This is a genomic window from Rhizobium sp. 3T7 (assembly GCF_020166565.1).
Taxonomy (GTDB): Bacteria; Pseudomonadota; Alphaproteobacteria; order Rhizobiales; family Rhizobiaceae; genus Rhizobium.
In genome coordinates this window covers 276,117-290,608 of the sequence record NZ_JAIQXS010000001.1, presented here as the reverse complement: position 1 = coordinate 290,608, position 14,492 = coordinate 276,117, and the positions used below count along the sequence as shown (strand labels likewise).

The following is a 14,492-nucleotide window of genomic DNA, read 5'->3' as shown; positions in this document are numbered from 1 at the left end:
TATAAGCAATCACAGCGGAGACGCACTGGATATGACTACGGCACTGCTGATCATCGACGTTCAAAACGCCATTCTCGCGGGAAAATGCAGCCCCGAGCGTCAACCCATCATCGATGCGGCGCTGAATGAAACGGTTTCACGGCTCCAGTCACTTCGTGCCGAGGCCCATCGCCTGGGGGCACCGGTCGTGCTCGTCCAGCACGACGGCGATCCCGGTCACCGCTTGGCGGTCGGCACAGACGGCTGGGCCATCCGGCCGGAACTGTCTCCTGCCGAAGGCGATACCGTCGTTCACAAGAAGAGCTCGGACTCGTTTTTCGAAACGGATCTTGCCGACCGATTGGCGGAACGCAACGTGACGCATCTGATCGTCGGCGGCTGTATGACTCAATTCTGCGTCGACACAACGGTCAGGCGTGCAGTGTCGCTGGGCTATGATGTCACGCTGGTTGGCGATGGCCATACGACGGCCGATTCTGATACGCTGAACTTCGCCGATATCGTCGCGCATCACAATGAAACGCTCGACGATTTCGATGCCGGCAGTGCCCGCGTCCTGGTTCGCCCGATGGCGGACATTCGCTTCTGAAGCGACACTTTTCAGGTCTGAGACCAGCCGGGCGTACCCGGCTGGCTTCATCAAGCAGTTTTAGAACGTTGAAGCACCACTGCCCCACGGGCCGTGGTGGAAGTCCTTGCCGTCGAGGCGATCGAAGCCATGCGCGCCGAAGAAGTCGCGCTGCGCCTGGATCAGGTTGGCGGTTCCGCGGCCCTGGCGATAGGCATCGAAGTAGGTCAGAGCCGAGGTGAGCGCCGGAACCGGCAGACCGGCCTGCAGGGCAGCACCAACCACGCGGCGCAGCGCCGGCAAAGATTCCTTGACCATCTCGGAGAAAGCCGGCGTTACGATCAGGTTGGCCGCATCCGGAGCCTTGGTGAAGGCAGAGGTGATTTCGTCCAGGAACTGCGAACGGATAATGCAGCCAGCACGCCAAATCTTGGCGATGACAGGCATCGGCAGCGACCAGTTGAACTCGCGCGAGGCTTCCGCCATGACGGCGAAGCCCTGTGCATAGGCGCCGATCTTGGCGGCAAACAGCGCCAGTTCCAGATCCTTGTTAAGTTCAGGTCCGTAGGCGATCGGGAACTTGTATTCCGGCTTGCCGAAGATCTTTTCGGCCGCCTCGCGCTCAGTCTTCATCGACGACAGGCTGCGGGCGGCAACGGCAGCCTCGATCGCGGTTGCCGGAATGCCCATGTTCTGGGCTTCGATCGCCGACCACTTGCCGGTGCCCTTCTGGCCGGCCTTGTCGAGGATCATGTCAACCATGGAACCGCCGGAAACCGGATCGGTCGCTGCCAAGACCTTTTCGGAGATCTCGATCAGATAGGAGTTCAGGCGGCCCTTGTTCCACTCGCCGAAGATCTTACTGATCTCCTGCGAGTTCTTGCCGAGACCGTCGCGCAGAATGCCGTAGATTTCGGCGATCATCTGCATGTCGGCATATTCGATGCCGTTGTGGATCGTCTTGACGAAGTGGCCGGCACCGTCATTGCCGAGCCAGGCAACGCAAGGGTCGCCGTTGTACTTGGCGGCAATCGAGGTCAGTACCTTCTCGACGCGCTTCCAGGAGTCCTCGGTGCCGCCGACCATGATCGAAGGACCATGACGCGCCCCTTCCTCGCCGCCCGAGACACCCATGCCGATGAAGGTCAGGTCGGTGTTCTTCAGGCGGTCGAAGCGGGCGATGGTATCGCGGAAGTTGGCGTTGCCGGCATCGATCATGATGTCGCCCTTGGACAGATACGGGCGCAACAGTTCCATCTGCTGATCGACGGCCTCGCCGGCCTTGATCATGATGATGATCGGACGCGGCGGGCGGATTGCTTCGACGAACTCTTCGATCGTCTTGCAGGGAATGATCTGCTTCTTCAGATCGCCGGCGCTCTCGTAGAATTCATCCGTTTTCTCAGGAGTGCGGTTGAAGACAGCAATCTTGTTGCCTTTTTCCGCAATGTTGAGCGCCAGGTTGGAACCCATGACGGCAAGGCCGATCAGCCCGATTTCTGCCTTTTCCACGATACACCTCCGATGAGTCATTTTGGACCGGTGTTGTGGCACTCTCTGGCTCAAACGGCAAGTTCGATTCGGCTTCGAAACGGCCTCGTATTGCCCGCATTACAAGCTAAGCCATATTCTCTCTTAGACGCAGGGGAAGAAGATTGATGGGCTGTACAGCACGACAGGAGGCCGTCTTTCTGGCCGCACGCGCGGGCCTTTACAGGGAGCGCGCGCCTTCGCCTGCGCTTGAGGCGCATTTTTTCTGCCTGTGGTCGCACGATATCCATGATGGCCCCAATCGCAGAATTGCGATCGTTCCGGACGGTTACTGCGACATCGTCTGGATGGGTGGCAGGCTTCTGGTCGCCGGGCCGGATCGTAGCAGTGCCTTCCCGTCCCTCGCCGGCGGCGAGAGGATAGTGGGCGCGCGCTTTGCCCCGGGTGCGGCGGCTGAATGGCTCAAAGTGCAGCTCTGCGACATCGTTGGCCAATCTATTCCTCTGGACGATTTCTGGGAAGCGGCGGCGCTGAGATTGAATGAATTGCTAGGCGCCTGCGCCCATTCGGACGAACGGCTGTCGCAGTTAGAAACAGCACTTGAGAAGGAGGCCGATAAACGTGCGGCGCCGGCAAGGGACATCGCCTCGGTATTTGCGCGGGCAAGTGACATTTCGCCGTGCGGGAACGTCACCGATCTGATGCTCGACGACCTCTCCATCGGCGTGCGCCAGCTTCGCCGCCGTTGCTACACCCATTTCGGCTACGGACCGAAGACGCTCGCCCGAATTCGCCGCTTTCAGGGCATGCTCAGCCTTTGCCGCAGGAAGAAGGCCCTCCCGCTCGCAGCGCTGGCAGTGGCGGCCGGCTACTCCGATCAGGCGCATATGACCCGCGATGCACGCGAAATTTCCACGCTGACGCCCATGCAGCTTCAGCAGCAGATAGCCGGCTGAGTGTCCGTTTTCTTCAATACGAAGCCGACTGTTCTGCTATCTCCATTTCGAGCAACACAGGAAATCGCCATGTCTACGATGCCCGCAAGGATCATCCACCGCTCCATCGACCGGAATTGGCGCGACGTCTATGCTTTTGCCGCCGCACCTGAAAACATGCCGCTCTGGGCGTCCGGACTTGCCTCAGGGCTGGAGCGGAGCGGCGATGACTGGATTGCCACCGGCGCGCTCGGCACGGTGAAGGTCAGTTTCGTCCCGCACAACGAGTTCGGCGTCATCGACCATACAGTGACGATCGAGAGCGGGCTGCGGGTCTACAACGCGCTGCGGATCGTGCCGAACGGCGATGGCTGCGAGATCATGTTCACGCTGTTGCGCATCCCGGGCATGACGGACGAACACTTCGAAGCAGATGCCGCCCATATCGCGAAAGATCTGGCGGCATTGAAGGTATTGATGGAAGCATAGGAGGCGATCGTGGCTGCAGCAGTGGACAACCGACGCATTGACTACGTCGAATTCAACGTCGGCAATATAGAAGCCTCTAAGGCATTCTACGGCAAGGCTTTCGGCTGGTCCTTTACCGACTACGGCCCACAATACTGCGAATTCGATGACGGGCGGCTCAAGGGCGGCTTTACGACGCTGGGCACGCCGCGGACTGGCGGACCTCTCGTCATCCTCTACGCGGACGATCTTGAAGCCGCCCTTTCAAGCGTGGAACGTGCCGGTGGAACCATAGTGAAGCCAATCACCGGGTTCCCTGGCGGACGCCGGTTTCACTTCAGTGATCCGGATGGATATGAGCTTGCCGTTTGGACGAAGAACTGATCAAACGACAACGGTCGACGCCTTGGCTCCTGTATGCTGCAGGATGATCAGAGCCCCGATCACAATTCCTGAAGAATCCCGCAGTGGCGACATGCGGCAGCGAACCGTCTTTACGGCGTCGCCGTCGCCACGCTCGTAAGCGTAGTCGCTCCCGCGCCCGGCAAAACAAGCGTCGAGCCTTGCCTTCGCGCCCTCGTGAAAGCGCTTCTCACCAATAAACTCGATCAGGTGGCGACCGATCATATCGATCGGCTTCCTGCCGAGATAGGTCGAGTTGACGGTGTTGGAATAGAGATAGCGATAATCCCTTGTCAGCACCGCGACACGGTCCGGCATGGCATCAAGGATCGCAGCGTTCAAGAAGTTGCCATTGTCAACGTTCGGCGTAAACGCAAGGGGGGCAGCCACAGGCCGCCGCTCGACCGGCGGCATCCGCCAGCGGGGCGCTGCGCCGCCGAAATACTTTTCCATGAGCTCAGAAAGCAGTGCGACATAGCCGCGAACCGACTCGCTGTCTTCGGCATACTGGTCGATAAGGCAGCCGACGAACTCGAGCTGCGTATGAACTTCGAGAATATTTGCGGCTGGGTATCCGAGGATTGCGTCGACAAGAGGCTCGATTGAGCAATCGAGCATGTTCACACGCGCATCATCGCCTGCAGCAATTGCAGCATCGATCTGCGCACAACACAATGAGAACGCCCGAAAAAGCCCTAGCAAGACGCCTCCAATGCATTCCCTAAGAGAATGCGACCGAGAGATCGGCTGAGCTTTGCGTTACGGAAGTTGAAACCGCTGGCGCCTAGCCACTCGCCTTGATGGTAATCGGTAACATGACGCACGTTCATATTCAATGAACGCACGCCCCTGTTTTTCAATGATAAGATGTAGGGATCGGGTAGCGTTTACTTCAGTACGTCGTGTTTTATCTTCCAGCGGTCGTGATACCAGAGCCACTGCTCGGGATACTCCCGCACCCAGCTTTCCACCTTGTCGTTCAGGAGTTGTGCCGTCGCGACCATATCGAGATTACCGTTGGCATCTCGAGGCATCTCAAGCTTCGGCTCGATTTCCAGGCGATAGCGATTGCCCGGAAGCCGGATGCAGCGTGCCGGATAGACCTCGCAATTGAATTGACGGACAAGCTTTCCGAGCAATGGATTGGTTTTGACATCGAGCCCGAAGAACTTCGTCTTCAGGCCCTTACGGAACTTCTGGTCGACCAGGACACCAACGCCCTGCCCGGCCTCCAGTTGCCGCGCCAGGGCAAACGACGAGCCGGCATGAGACGGCACCAGCTTGCCCATGCGCGCGCTGCGAAAATCGAAGACTCTCTGCGCGACATAGGGGTTGTTCGGCGGGCGGAATAACACAGACACATGGAGACCAAACGCCGCGCCGGCCACTGGCAGCAGCTCGAAATTGCCCGTGTGCCCTGTGAAAACGATAAATGGGCGCGGATTTTCGAGCAGATCGATAAAAATCGGTATGCCGGAAACCTCGACCCGGCCCGGCTCCTGGCGTTCATAATCGAAATCGAATAGGCGGTCGAGAAACACATACTCGGCGGCGAGACGTCCCATATTCCCCCAGCTCGCCGACGCAATCTCCTGGATCTCCGCCTCGCTTTTCTCAGGAAACGCATTGCGAAGGTTGGTGAGCATCAGCCGGTGGCGGCTTACGCGCGGGCCGAGCTTTCGCATCAGCCCATCCGCAAAGTTGACCGCACCGTCAGCTGGAAACAGCTTCAGGAAGTTCAGGAAACCAAACATCATCTGCGCGATCAACCACTGGCGAAAGTGGGTAACCGCAAGGACGATCCGAGTGATGAAGAGCTTCAAGGGCTCAATCCATCTTGAGGATGATCTTGCCGAAGATCTGGCGCGATTCCATCCGCTCCAATGCGCGATCGATATCGTCGAATCCGACTTCAGTGTCGATGACAGGATGGACCAGTCCGCGCCCCATCTTCTGCATGGCATCAGCCATGTTCTCCATGCGGCAACCAAAGGAGCCGAGCAGCTTCAGCTGTTGCTGGAAGAGCATCATAAGGTTCATCTCTGTCGAGACACCCGATGTCGAACCACAGGTGACGAGGCGACCGCCGCGCTTCATGCAGAGCATCGAACCTGCCCATGTGTCCTTGCCGACGTGCTCGAAAACGACGTCGACGCCCTTCTTCTTGGTCAGCTTGCGGACAACACCCTCGAAGCGGTCGGTGCGATAGTTGATAACGTGATCGGCGCCGAGCGCCTTGGCCTTCTCGATCTTGTCGTCGGAGCCGACAGTCGTGATGACGGTGCAGCCGATCTTTTTGGCCAGCTGGATCGCCGCCGTGCCGATGCCGGAGCCGCCCGCATGAACCAAAATGGTTTCGCCGGGCTCAAGCTTCGCATTGTCAAACAGCATGTGCTCGACCGTTCCAAAAGTTACGGGAGCAAGTGCGGCGCCAATCGCGTCGACGCCGGGAGGAGCCGGAACGAGCAGGCGCGCCGGCAGGTTCACCTTCTCCTGCGCGAAGCCATCGAGATGGAACCCGTGAACGCCGGACACATGTTCGCAGAGATTATCGCGCCCTTCACGGCATGGACGGCAGAGGCCGCAGGTGCGCGCACCGTAGATCGAGACCAGCTGACCAGGCAGCACGTTGGCAACGCCCGGTCCGATCGATTCGACAACACCCGAAGCCTCGGCGCCGATGACGAGCGGCATCTTGCGCTTTGCAAAAGCCATGCCGCGCCAGCCCCAGACGTCGATGTGATTGAGAGCGACCGCCTTGACACGCAGCGTAACCTCGCCTGCGCCCGGGGCCTCGGGCTCCGGCAGGTCGGTGATCTCAAGCTTGCGATCGTCAATCAGTTGCAAAGCGCGCATGGCAAAGTCCTTCGCCGCGAGGGCGTTCTATCTCGATGTTTTGTCGCGAACCGATTAAGCCGGTTCGAGCGCCATGACAAGGCTGGCGTTCTGCCCGCCGAAGCCGAAGGAATTGGAAAGCACGGCACTGACCTGGCTCTCCCGCTTCTTGTTCGGCACCACGTCGATAACGATCGAGGGATCGGGGTTGGTGTAGTTGATCGTCGGTGGCAGCGTGCCCGTCAGCATCGTCTGCAGCGAGAAGACCGCTTCCACCGCGCCGGCGGCCGTCAGCGTGTGGCCGATCATCGATTTGTTCGACGACAATGGAATGGATGCCATCCGCTCGCCGAACACGGCCAGCATGGAGGCATATTCCATTTTGTCGTTTTCAGGCGTCGAGGTGCCGTGGGCGTTGATGTAGCCAATATCGCCCTCTCCCATGCCGGCATCGGCCAACGCGGCGCGGATCGTCGCGATCGCCGGTCCGCCATCCGGAGATGAACGGGTACGATGGAAGGAGTCAGCCTTTTCGCCAGCGCCCTTCATGATGCCGAGAACTTTCGCGCCCCGCGCAACAGCCGCCTCGAGCGACTCCAGCACCAGGGTAGCGGCACCTTCGGCGATAACGAAGCCGTCGCGATCCTTGCTGAACGGCTTGGAGGCCTTGGTCGGCGGATCGTTCTGTGTGGAGAGAGCCGAAAGCAGCGAGAAGCGGATGAGTGCCTCTGCGCTTACCGAGCCGTCGGTCGCCACAGCAAGCGCCCGCGACGTGCGGCCCTGGCGGATTGCTTCGATGCCGAGCTGGATCGCAGTCGCGCCCGATGCGCAGGCGGTCGACAGCGTCACCGGCAGGCCGCGCGTGCCGAAGCGATCAGCAAGGCGTTCGGAAATTGCACCAAACAGCGATGCCTCGTGGAAAGCAGCATCCGGCCGCTGGCGCATCGCAGCGAGGAACCGGTCATAGGCGTCTCCGGCGTGGTCGGCCGGCGGCGAACGGTCTGCGAGTTCGAAACGCGCACTCCATTCCGGTTCGATCGGCGGCGCAGCCAGGAACAGCGGTCCATCAAAATCACCGCTGATGCCAGCATCGGCGAGCGCTTCGATCGTGGTTTCCCGGGCGAACGCATAGGAGCGTTCGACGGCGTTTGCGACCGGAATGTCGATGAAATCGACGGTGCCAGCGATACGGGTCGAAAGCCCCTCGGTCGGAAAGCGATTGATCGCATGAATGCCTGAGGTACCGGCCGTCAGTGCCGACCAGTTGTCCTTCAGGCCCTGCCCCAGCGAGGTAATGATACCGACACCCGTCACTGCGACGATCGGGCGGCCGAGATGATCCTTGTAAGCCGAATCTTTCATTTGCACACTCCTCACGCTTCCGCGGCAAGAACCGCGACACCTTCGCCGCGCTGATGACCGACTGTCGTAACGATGGCTGCCTTGGTCGCGGCGCCCATCGGCTTTTCGTGGGTTGGGTCGAAGACCGGGACCTTCGCCTTGCTGTCGACCGCCAATGCCGCCAGCGCCAGACCGAGCGTGAAATGCGCCTCAAGTCCATGGCCGGTCACACCGCCGAAACCGCGGATAGCCGCGCCTGGCAGATGACGTTCGAGAACGGCCTTTTCGCGCCCGGCCAAGTCGGGAATGCCTGTCGAGCCGGAGAAGATCGCCGTGCTTTCCGGCGAAACGTCGACTGCGGCTGCCAGCAATCGCTCGAGGCGCTTCTCGAGACTGCCGGGGTTGCGATTGCCACGATCGCCTTCGATGGAAGACATCGACGCGTAGATATGCGCGCCGCGTGCCTCAGCATGGGCGCGCGACTCCAGAACGAGGAATGCGCCGAGGGAGCCGGAAATGACACCGCCCTGATCGCGCGACCAGAGCGGCTGCCATTCGTTGCGGCTGTGGACGTTGATCGCTTCGAACAAGAGCACCATGTCCAGACGCTCCGCCGAGAAGGCTCCGCCAACCAGGGCGTGCGTCGATTCACCCGACTTGATGCGATAGAAGGCCGCTTCAACAGCAGAAATGCCTGCAGATTCCTCACCCATGAAGGTTCGCGAAGAGCCCGTTACCTTGTGAACGATGGAAATGTTGCCGGCGAGCAGATTGGACAACTGCGCCAGAAAGAGCGTCGGACGCAGCTCCGTCGTCAGCTTCTCGTTCAGGAGAACCTCACGGTCGTTGCGCTTCAGGCCCTCGTCGACGATCAGCGTATCGACGTTAATGTCACGCTCGCCGCCGCCAGCCGCGACGATCATATCCATGGAGCCGCAGGCTTCCGCATCGTCCTTGAAGCCGGCGTCATCGAGGGCAAGGCCGGCTGCGAAAACACCGATGCGCTGCCAGTTTTCCATCTGCCGCTGATCGCCTCGCTTGGCGATCTGCTGCGACCAGTCGATCTCCGGAAGCGGATGAACCGGATACGGCTTGAACTTCTCAAGCTCGACCACTGTCTGCGGCGCACCTTCGGCATTGAGCAGCGCGATATGCGGCTCCTTGCCGACGCCCTGACACGTTACAATGCCGACGCCCGTGATCACGACATCATTGTGAGCCTTGCTCATCCATTCACTCCCTGCGCAGCAATCGCATCCATCAGGCCAACTTCCCCGGCCCGCTTCTTGACGATCTCCCCGAGCGGAACCTCGCTGAAAGGCATGGTCCGCAGCTTCAGCTGCGCGTCGCAAACCTTCTTGCCGCCGCTTGTGATCTTCGCCTTGGTTACCGCAAATCCAGAGCCGTCGTGCTCCAGAAATGCCTCGATGTCCAGCACCGCCTCCGGTTCGACGAAGGTACGCATCTTGGCGCCGTCGACGGACATCAGGAACGGCATTGCAGCAAAATCAGTTGCCGCCAGCACGAGCATGCCGGATGCCTGCGCCATCGTTTCGATCAGCAGCACGCCGGGAACCAGCGGCATACCGGGAAAATGACCTTCGAAGACCGGGCTTTTCGCCGGCACGATCGAGCGCGCCTTCAGCGTCCCCTTATGAAGGTCGACCGCCTCGATGCGGTCAATCATCTGGAAGTATTCCAGTAGCATCGAATCCTCCGGCCACAAGGGCACCTCGCCCTGAGGCTAGGCCTACTTAGGAACGAAACCGCCCGGCCGCCATGGTTAACAGCGGCAGGGCGGAGAAAAAGATGACGGTGCCAATCAGGCCTTGGCGGCGCGCAACTCGTCGATCTTGGCACAGAGGTTCTTCAGAACGAAATATTCTTCCGTGGAAACCTTGCCTTCGTTGACTTCCTGAGTCCACTTCTCGAGCGGGATCTTGATGCCGAATTCCTTGTCGATCGCAAAGACGATATCAAGGAAGTCGAGGCTGTCGATACCGAGGTCGTCAATCGTATGGCTCTCCGGCTTGATCGTATCACGATCGATCTCGCTGGTTTCTGCAATGATGTCGGCAACTTTATCGAATGTAGCGGTCACGCCTTTACCTCTTGAAATGACGATTTAACCCTCCTCATAGGCAAATCCATTTCAAAAAGCCAATGCTTTCCGCCGTCTCGGCACGCAATTTGCAGGATCAGTGTTGCCTAAACAGCAAAGCTTAACGACGCGTTTACCACGGCGCGTTAGCGAAACTCTTCCCGTTCGGGCCTAGAGCAGGAGCAGGAAAAGAACGAGCGCAGTGGCAGCAAGGATCGAGCAGCTGGCATAAAAGACCGAGACACCATCTTCGATATCGACCACAGTTGCCGTATCGCGCCCGCCGCCGTTGATCATCGGCTCCATGACGACAACCCCGGAATAGACGCGCGGCCCGGCGAGTTGCACATTCAGAGCCCCGGCCATCGCCGCCTCTGGCCGCCCGGAATTCGGCGAGCGATGCAGGCCGCCGTCGCGGGCCGCAACGCGCATCGCCTCCTGAAAGGCGGTGCGCCCCCGACGCAACCAGGCTCCGGCAGCGATCAACAGAATCGAAAAGCGCGCTGCCGGCCAGTTGGCGAAGTCATCCAGTCGCGCCGCAGCCCAGCCGAAATCGGCATATCTGTCGGACTTGTGGCCGATCATTGAATCCGCCGTGTTCAGCATCTTGTAGGCGAAGAGGCCGGGCAAGCCGAAAACGGTGTACCATAGGGCTGGCGCAACCACACCATCTGAGAAATTCTCGGCCAGGCTCTCGATCGCGGCACGGCAGACGGCGGGCTCGTCGAGTGTTTCCGGATCACGCCCCACGATTCGCGAAACGGCCAGCCGGCCACCACTGATGCCTCCGGTTTTCAGTCCTGCGGCAACGGCCTCCACATGATCGGCAAGGCTCTTCTGCGCCATGAAGACGGCAACGCAAATGACTTCCAAGAGGATCCCGGCCAGACCGAACAGCGAGAAGAACCAATGCAGCACAAGACCGGCGACGGCACTGAAGATCAAGAGACCGGCGATCGACCAGACGCCGTTGCGCCGGCGTTCACGCTTGTGGAGCTCATCACGATTGAACATCTGGTCGACACGGGAGATCGTGTTTCCAAACAGCACGACCGGATGCTGCAGCCGCATCCAGAGAGCATCCGGATCACCGACGATCCTGTCCAGCAAAAGGGCCAGAACCAGCACGAGAAGGTTATGGTCAAGCATCATGATGTGTAACTCTGCAGGGCATCGGAAAGCCGCTGGTCGCCAGCCGCATCGGCGGCGAGACCGAAACGCAACCAGCGTGGCTCATAATCGAATTTGCGGACCAGAATATGATGCTGGCAGAAATGCCGGTGCAATTCGGCCGCCTGGTCGTGGTCGACAAGGGCAAAGAGATCAGTCCCGCCGACGATGCGTAGACTGCCTTGCCTGAGAACTGTGCGCAGCGCGCCGGACCTTTCCGATAGCCGACGCTGTATCGGGGCGACATCCGATGCGAAAAGGTCTGTTGCGATCGAAAGCGCCGGACCTGACACCGCCCATGGCCCAGACAGCTCTTCGATGCGCTTCATGATCGGCTGCACAGCCACGGCAAACCCCAGGCGCAACCCTGCCAGTCCAAAGAACTTGCCAAACGAACGGAAAATGAGGACATTCGGCAGCCGTGAGGCAAAGGGTGCCAGGCTCAGCTGAGGGCCTGCATCCCCGAAGGCTTCATCCACAACGACAACACCTCCCCTGGCCTTCATCTCTTCGCTGAATGCGACGAGCCTTTCCGGAGCGTAGGCACGACCATCGGGGTTGTTCGGATTGACGATGACGACAATTGCGTGATCCGCTCTGACGTCATCCAAACCGGCGACCAGATCAACAGAATGACCTGCCATCTTGAAGGCGCGCTCATACTCACCGTAAGTCGGAGCCAGAATTGCGACCCGCCCGGCAACCTCAAAGAGCCGCGGCAATAACTGGATGGCGGATTGCGTGCCAGGAACAGGAAGTGGGAGGATGTCGCCGCTGCGATAATAGCTCTGCGCCGCGGCGCGCGCTCGATCGATTAGGTCTCTGTCAGGCAGACGGTGCCAGGCGCGTATCGGGACATCGGGCAGCGGAACCGGGCACGGATTGATCCCCGTCGAAAGATCAAGCCAATGCTCTAACTCGCCGCCGTAGATAGCGGCCGCAGCCGTGATGCCGCCTCCGTGAACGATCGGGGCGTTCATCCAGTCACCTCGGCAAGGTCGATCAGGTGCATGTAAGATCCGGCGATCTGCCCACGCTGGAGGCCCGCTCGCCCGAGGTCGTTGCCCAACGCGTCCGTCACCTGAAAGAGGCGATCGGCCGCCCCCTCGGAAACCACCGCCGAATAATGAAACTCGTGTGCCGTCATGGGCTGTTCGAAGTAGGCAGCGCTCAGCGGTTTCACGCGCCGATAGCCAAGGTGACGTTTGCGCTCCTCGTAACTCGTGACGACAGGCAACAGGCCGAGCATCTCGTGACGCTTGCCGGTGCCGTCGACCAGCCCTTCGCCGAGAACCATGTATCCGCCGCACTCACCGTAGATTCGCACGCCCTTGCCTGCTGCATCGATAAGCTTTGCCCTGAAATTGCGCGCAGCGGCGATCCGCCCCGGATGCAGTTCAGGATAGCCGCCCGGAAGATAGATCGCGTCCGCCGTCGGATCCGGGGCCTCATCGGCAAGCGGTGAGAAAAAGGTGATTTCCGCACCACGCCGACGCCAACCGAGAAGCATGTGCTCGTAGGAAAAAGCAAAGGCGATGTCGCGGGCCACGGCGATCCTAGTGCCGAGCGGCGGCAACCGGGCGATGTTTGCGGGAGACGGACGGTTGAGCCCCTGGCGAGCAATGCGTAACAGGAATTCGAAATTGCATTCTTCGGATACGGCATCCGCTGCATGTTCAATGAAACTCTCGAGCGCCTGATGCTCTCCTGCTTGGACAAGACCGAGATGCCTTTCGGGAAGAGCAATGTCATTGTCACGGCGGACGACGGCGACGATCGGCATGCGGATCGCTTCGAGCGCCTTGCGAAGCATCATCTCATGGCGCTCGCCGCCAACCTTGTTGAGGATCACGCCGGCGATGCGCACATCGGCCCGGAAGCCCGCGAATCCTGTCACCAGTGCCGCCACCGACTGCGACATATGCGAGGCGTCGACGACGAGCACCACGGAAAGACCTAGCATGGCGGCAAGGTCCGCTGCGGTTCCCTTCCCGTCTGTCGCACCGTCGAAAAGCCCCATCATCGCCTCGATGACAAGGATGCGGTCGCCGGAGCGATGCAAGGTCGCATTGGCGGAGATCAATTCCGGGCGCATCGCCCAAGGATCGAAGTTGAGACAGGCAACGCCGCTCGCCGCCGAATGAAAGGCAGGGTCGATATAGTCGGGGCCCGCCTTTCCGGGGGCGATCGCGATACCGCGCTTGCGAAGCGCGCGCAGAAGTCCCAGCGTAACCGTCGTCTTGCCCGATCCGGAGGAAGGGGCTGCAATCAACAAACCGCTCATGCCGTCTCCCTACTGTTCGAGTCCCGGAACGGATCAAGGCGCAACCTGCGTCCTGCGAGCGCACCCAGCCAGTCGAGCGACTGCCTGAGCCGCACCACCTCCCCGACCACGACGATTGCCGGCGGCTCGAGCCCCGACGCCGCAACAGCTGCAGGTGCCTCGCCAAGTGTCGTCTCAAGTACCTGCTGATCGCCCGTCGACGCGTTGCAGACGAAGGCGACCGGCTCTTCGGGGGAGCGCCCCGCTGCGATGAGATTCCTGCTGATCTGCGCGATATGTTTCATCGCCATATACATGACGATTACAGGCGAGGCTTTGCCAATGGCTTCCCAATTGATGGCATCCGGCACGATGCCCGAAGAGTCATGCCCCGTGAGGAATGTCACCGCATGGTTGACATCCCTGTGCGTGACCGGAATGCCGGCATAGGCCAATCCGCCGATGCCGGCGGTGATGCCCGGAACGATGCGAAACGGAACATTGTGCTCGACCAGCGTCAACGCTTCCTCGCCGCCACGTCCGAAGACAAAGGGATCGCCGCCCTTGAGACGCAGGACGCGCTTTCCGGCACGAGCGAGTTCGACAAGCCGCAACGAAATGTCCCGCTGCTTGGCGGACGGCTTACCACCACGCTTTCCGGCATATTCCAGCAGGGCGTCGGGCCGTGCGAGCTTCAGGCAGTCGGCGTTCACCAGCGCATCGTGAACCACCACGTCCGCCTCTGCCAGACCCTTGGCTGCAAGAAGCGTCAGCAATCCGGGCTCGCCCGGACCTGCGCCAACAAGCCAGACGCTGCCCGGCTCAAGAGCCGGCAGATGTGAAAACGCAGCTTCGATCATTGGCATGATCTATGCTCCGCCGGTGGCAAGGTCAACGCCGCTGATCGGGCCACGAGAA

At 60.3% G+C, this 14,492-nt stretch carries 16 protein-coding genes; 4 read left to right on the top strand and 12 right to left on the bottom strand.

The annotated features are described in order from the left end of the window. The first annotated feature begins 31 nt into the window (after window positions 1-31). Complete coding sequence (locus K9B32_RS01430; RefSeq protein ID WP_224560127.1) at window positions 32-589, top strand: cysteine hydrolase family protein; 558 nt, start codon at window positions 32-34, stop codon at window positions 587-589. 60 nt (window positions 590-649) lie between these two features. Here the strand turns inward: K9B32_RS01430 and gndA are convergent, their stop codons facing one another. Next, complete coding sequence (gene gndA, locus K9B32_RS01425; RefSeq protein WP_224560126.1) at window positions 650-2,101, bottom strand: NADP-dependent phosphogluconate dehydrogenase; 1,452 nt, start codon at window positions 2,099-2,101, stop codon at window positions 650-652. Between the two features lie 125 nt (window positions 2,102-2,226). Between gndA and K9B32_RS01420 the strand changes: the two genes are divergently transcribed. The 3 genes from K9B32_RS01420 to K9B32_RS01410 all read left to right on the top strand — a co-directional run bounded on the left by K9B32_RS01420 (window position 2,227) and on the right by K9B32_RS01410 (window position 3,846). Continuing rightward, a complete protein-coding gene (locus tag K9B32_RS01420) occupies window positions 2,227-3,015 on the top strand; it encodes a helix-turn-helix domain-containing protein (protein WP_224560125.1) in 789 nt (262 codons plus the stop codon). Window positions 3,016-3,084: 69 nt separating this feature from the next. Beyond that, a complete protein-coding gene (locus K9B32_RS01415) occupies window positions 3,085-3,483 on the top strand; it encodes an SRPBCC family protein (protein ID WP_224560124.1) in 399 nt (132 codons plus the stop codon). 9 nt (window positions 3,484-3,492) lie between these two features. Beyond that, window positions 3,493-3,846, top strand: a complete 354-nt coding sequence (locus K9B32_RS01410; protein WP_224560123.1) for a VOC family protein — start codon at window positions 3,493-3,495, stop codon at window positions 3,844-3,846. Here the strand turns inward: K9B32_RS01410 and K9B32_RS01405 are convergent, their stop codons facing one another. The 11 genes from K9B32_RS01405 to cobA form a co-directional block, all read right to left on the bottom strand. After that, entirely contained in the window at window positions 3,847-4,566 is a 720-nt protein-coding gene (locus tag K9B32_RS01405; protein WP_224560122.1) for a PAS domain-containing protein, read from the bottom strand. A 185-nt stretch (window positions 4,567-4,751) separates the two neighbouring features. After that, window positions 4,752-5,687 carry a lipid A biosynthesis lauroyl acyltransferase gene (locus K9B32_RS01400; protein WP_224560121.1) on the bottom strand — a complete coding sequence of 312 codons (936 nt, stop codon included), beginning with the start codon at window positions 5,685-5,687 and terminating at the stop codon, window positions 4,752-4,754. Between the two features lie 4 nt (window positions 5,688-5,691). Then, window positions 5,692-6,720 (bottom strand): zinc-binding dehydrogenase, encoded by a 1,029-nt coding sequence (locus K9B32_RS01395; protein ID WP_224560120.1) that lies wholly within the window; start codon window positions 6,718-6,720, stop codon window positions 5,692-5,694. Window positions 6,721-6,774: 54 nt separating this feature from the next. Next, window positions 6,775-8,061 carry a beta-ketoacyl-ACP synthase gene (locus tag K9B32_RS01390; RefSeq protein WP_007788356.1) on the bottom strand — a complete coding sequence of 429 codons (1,287 nt, stop codon included), beginning with the start codon at window positions 8,059-8,061 and terminating at the stop codon, window positions 6,775-6,777. A gap of 11 nt (window positions 8,062-8,072) precedes the next feature. Further along, window positions 8,073-9,269, bottom strand: a complete 1,197-nt coding sequence (locus tag K9B32_RS01385) for a beta-ketoacyl-ACP synthase (RefSeq protein WP_224560119.1) — start codon at window positions 9,267-9,269, stop codon at window positions 8,073-8,075. After that, window positions 9,266-9,748 carry a 3-hydroxyacyl-ACP dehydratase FabZ family protein gene (locus K9B32_RS01380; RefSeq protein WP_224560118.1) on the bottom strand — a complete coding sequence of 161 codons (483 nt, stop codon included), beginning with the start codon at window positions 9,746-9,748 and terminating at the stop codon, window positions 9,266-9,268. The genes K9B32_RS01385 and K9B32_RS01380 overlap by 4 nt, the downstream gene beginning before the upstream one ends. A 114-nt stretch (window positions 9,749-9,862) precedes the next feature. Then, window positions 9,863-10,141: an acyl carrier protein gene (locus K9B32_RS01375; RefSeq protein WP_007533215.1), complete on the bottom strand. Its 279-nt coding sequence runs from the start codon at window positions 10,139-10,141 to the stop codon at window positions 9,863-9,865. A gap of 171 nt (window positions 10,142-10,312) precedes the next feature. Further along, window positions 10,313-11,293 (bottom strand): adenosylcobinamide-phosphate synthase CbiB, encoded by a 981-nt coding sequence (gene cbiB, locus K9B32_RS01370; protein WP_224560117.1) that lies wholly within the window; start codon window positions 11,291-11,293, stop codon window positions 10,313-10,315. Next, window positions 11,290-12,291 carry a threonine-phosphate decarboxylase CobD gene (gene cobD, locus K9B32_RS01365; protein ID WP_224560116.1) on the bottom strand — a complete coding sequence of 334 codons (1,002 nt, stop codon included), beginning with the start codon at window positions 12,289-12,291 and terminating at the stop codon, window positions 11,290-11,292. The genes cbiB and cobD overlap by 4 nt, the downstream gene beginning before the upstream one ends. Further along, the gene (locus K9B32_RS01360) at window positions 12,288-13,595 is read right to left on the bottom strand and encodes a cobyrinate a,c-diamide synthase (RefSeq protein ID WP_224560115.1); all 1,308 of its coding nucleotides are present in this window, start codon (window positions 13,593-13,595) and stop codon (window positions 12,288-12,290) included. The genes cobD and K9B32_RS01360 overlap by 4 nt, the downstream gene beginning before the upstream one ends. Then, entirely contained in the window at window positions 13,592-14,434 is an 843-nt protein-coding gene (gene cobA / locus K9B32_RS01355; protein ID WP_224560353.1) for a uroporphyrinogen-III C-methyltransferase, read from the bottom strand. The genes K9B32_RS01360 and cobA overlap by 4 nt, the downstream gene beginning before the upstream one ends. Between the last annotated feature and the right edge of the window lie 58 nt (window positions 14,435-14,492).